The sequence below is a fragment of the Corallococcus sp. CA053C genome (assembly GCF_003611675.1).
Taxonomy (GTDB): domain Bacteria; phylum Myxococcota; class Myxococcia; order Myxococcales; family Myxococcaceae; genus Corallococcus.
The window spans coordinates 1-3,303 of the sequence record NZ_RAWA01000647.1 but is presented as its reverse complement, the minus strand read 5'-3'; the positions used below and the strand labels follow the sequence as shown (position 1 = coordinate 3,303).

General features: G+C 71.7%; 3 protein-coding genes. 1 reads left to right on the top strand and 2 read right to left on the bottom strand.

From position 1 onward, the window contains the following. Positions 1–748: LysR family transcriptional regulator (locus tag D7V97_RS41545; protein WP_199729166.1), on the bottom strand; the 748-nt coding region annotated here is incomplete at its 3' end. Between the two features lie 83 nt (positions 749–831). Between D7V97_RS41545 and D7V97_RS41540 the strand changes: the two genes are divergently transcribed. Next, positions 832–1,434, top strand: coding sequence for a cysteine hydrolase family protein (locus D7V97_RS41540; protein ID WP_120616065.1), 603 nt, complete (start codon positions 832–834; stop codon positions 1,432–1,434). A 132-nt stretch (positions 1,435–1,566) separates the two neighbouring features. On the opposite strand, the gene D7V97_RS45560 is transcribed toward D7V97_RS41540, so the two are convergent. Continuing rightward, positions 1,567–3,303: hypothetical protein (locus tag D7V97_RS45560; RefSeq protein WP_233583571.1), on the bottom strand; the 1,737-nt coding region annotated here is incomplete at its 5' end.

Sequence of the window (3,303 nt, the reverse complement as noted above, 5' to 3'; positions counted from 1 at the left end):
GTGGCGGGGCGGGCGGCGGCAGGGGGATGAGACCGCCCTCTTCCCCGGCGAACCAGTGCGGCAGCAGGGCCTTGCCGAAGCCTGCCCGGGCTGCCGCGAGCTGCGCCGTGAGCGTGTTGGCGCGCAGCACGACACGCTCACCGGCCGCGTGTCGCACGAGCCACTTCGCTTCAGGGAGGTGGGCGAGGGAGTCGTCCAGGCCCACCCACGCCGCCGTGTCCCCGTCCGGCGCCGCGTAGACGCCGTAGGCAAGGCGCGCAAGACGGCGAGCGACCAACTCCCCCACCTGCGGGCGCGCAAGACGGACGGCGACGTCGGCCTCCCGCTTGGCGAGGCTGAGCGCACGCGAGTCGCTCACCACCTCCAGGTGGATGCCGGGATGGCGGCGGTGGAGCGCCGCGAGGCGCGGGATGAGGAAGCGCTCCGTCAGCGCCTCCGTGGCCGTCAGTCGCACCGTGCCCGTCAGCCCCGCCTGCTGGCCGCTTCTGCGCAAGATGCCGTGTGCGCGCTCCTCCATGTCCGCCGCCAACTCCAGCACCGCCGCCCCGTCGGCGGTGAGCGCGTAGCCGTCCGCGCGACGCTCGAACAGCGTGCGGCCGAGCGTCTCCTCCAGGGCGGCGATGCGCCGTCCCACCGTGGCGTGGCTCACCTTCAGCTCCCGCGCCGCCGCCGACAGGCTTCCCGCGCGCGCCAGCGCCACGAAGACACGCAGGTCTTCCCAGTCCAGGGGGCCTGGTCGTTTCTGCACACCCATTGCGCGAAGATAGCGGCGGGCTGTGCAGGGATGCACGGGTTACCCAGGGGCCTGACACCCACTCCACGGAGCCCCGCATGTCTGCCCCCCGCACCCTGTTCTCCCTGGCCGGAGCCCCGGCCCACCCCTCTGCCTTCGACCGCGCGGCGCTCGTCATCATCGACGCGCAGATGGACTACACCTCGCGCGGCAGCCTGCCGCTGGTCGGCATTGACGCCGCGGTGGAGGAGACGGCGCGTCTGCTCGCGCTGGCCCGCCGCCACGGCACGCCCGTCTTCCACGTCATGCACCACGGCCCTGTCGGCAGCCCGCTCTTCGACCCCCAGGGGCCGGGCAGCGCCATCATCTCCGCGGTGGCCCCCAGGGAGGGCGAGGCCGTCGTGACGAAGGCCCTGCCCAACGCCTTCGCGGGGACGGACCTCCACCAGCGCCTCCAGGCGACCGGGCGCCCCGAGCTCATCATCGCCGGCTTCCAGACGCACATGTGCATCTCGGCCACTGCGCGCGCCGCGCTCGACCTCGGCTACCGCAACACGGTAGTGGCCGCCGCCACCGCGACGCGCGACCTGCCTGGCGCCATGGGCGGCGTGGTGCCGGCCGCCGAGCTGCAGCGCGCCGAGTTGGCGGCGCTGGCCGACCGCTTCGCCGTGGTCGTGAAGGACTGCGGAGCCTGGGCGTAGGAACCCGCCCGTCTTCGCCCACGCGCGCATCGAGGGAGGTGTCCCGTCGGGCTGTCTCCATCCCAAGGACAACGGCCGCCCTCCCCATGACGGGGAGGACGGCCGTGGAAGGCCCTGCCGTGACGCCCGCGCTCAGTCGCCGTCGTAGATGCCGATGAGGCCCGGGGTGACGACGCCCGTCTTCGCGTTCTTGACGCCCTCGAAGGACACGAGGACTCGGCGCTTGCCGCCGGAGCGGTCGAACTGGATGTCCGACACGGCGCTCGCGGAGGTGAGCACCGGGCCGAAGACGTCCGCGCTGTACTTCACCGTGCCGCCACCCTTGAGGCGCGTGATGCCGCCCCACCAGTTGGCGCCCGCCCAGAGGCTGCCATCCAGCGGATCCGTGGCCAGCGCGGACGTGGGCGCCATCGCGGAGGTGCCGGCCCTGGCGGGCGTGTAGTTGACCAGGTCCTTCATCACCTGGGTCTGCACCTGGCCGTTGGGGCTCAGGCGCGCGAGGCCGTAGAAGAAGGAACTGACCCAGACGTCACCGTTGCCCGCCATGGCCATGGCGGAGACGTTGTCGTCCACGCGCTGGGCCTCGGTGGGGTAGTCCGGCACCTGGTCGGCCCAGATGTCGAAGCGATTCCAGGCGTAGCCGGAGTCCTCCGTCTGGCTCTGGGCCGTCCAGTAGTCGTCGCTGTTCGTGCCGTAATAGAAGCGCGTGGAGCGGATCTGCCCGCCGAAGAAGACGTCGTGGTTGTCGGTGATGGCGATGCCGTAATAGCGGTCCGACAGCAGCTCGCCCTTCGAGCCGGAGATGTGCGGGTGCACGTGCTCGTAGAGGCCCGCGCACTCGAACTCCCACTTGAACTTCGGGCTCTCCGTCGTGTTCCAGGGGCGCGGATCCCAGCAGTAGGCCGGGACGTTGCCGTCGAACTTCGCGTCACCCATGGCGAAGCCGTGGTTGCCACCGAACCAGACGACCTCCTTCACCGGGTCGTAGGCGATGCGGTAGATGGTGCAGAGCTTCTCGCGACCGCGCAGCTCCGCGCCCACCTTCGTGGGGCCCGTGTGGATGTCGTAGTGCACGACATTCAGGGTGCCGTCCGCCTTCAGCGTCACCTTGTCCGCGTCACCGCTCTTGTAGACGCTCGCGTCCGCAGGGCGGCCTTCGAGCTCGGACTGATCCCACTCGTCCTCGCAGGTGGGCCTGCCCGGCGCGGGCGGCTTGCCGGCGTAGCCGACGAACACCGTGCCGGCGGGGCCGCCCGCCACGGAGATGACCTTGAGGTACGGCATGCCCGGCGGAGGACCGCCCACGCCGTCGCGCATGCGGCCGAACGGGTGGAGGCCGTCGGACATCGTGAAGCGCTTGAGGGCGGTCTCCCCCTTCTTCATCAGGAAGAGGCCCTCCTCGCCGCCCGCGACCCAGATGTTGCCGCCCTGGTCGGCGGTGATGCCGTAGACGTAGCGCGGCGCGCCCAGCTCCTGGTTGTAGAACGTCCAGCCCGGCGCGGAGGGCAGGGGATAGGTCTGCACCTTCTCCGGCGGCGTGCCCGCGTCCGTGCCGGCGTCGGTGCCGCCCGTGCCGGCGTCGGTGCCGCCCGTGCCCGCGTCCGTGCCGGTGCCAGCGTCGGTGCCGCCCGTGCCTGCGTCCGTGCCGGTGCCCGCGTCAGGGCGCGACGTCCCCGCGTCCGGCACCTGCGGGTTCTGCTGGGGATCCTCGATGGGCGCCGGGTCGTCCACGCCGCGCGAGTCGCCATCAACCTCTTCACCCAGGCCTGGGTCCACCTGGAGGGGCTCACCGTCAACGGTCGCATCCGCTTCAACGGCTCCAGGCACGTCGTCATCCAGCGTTGCACGGTCAACGCCAGCAGCACCTTC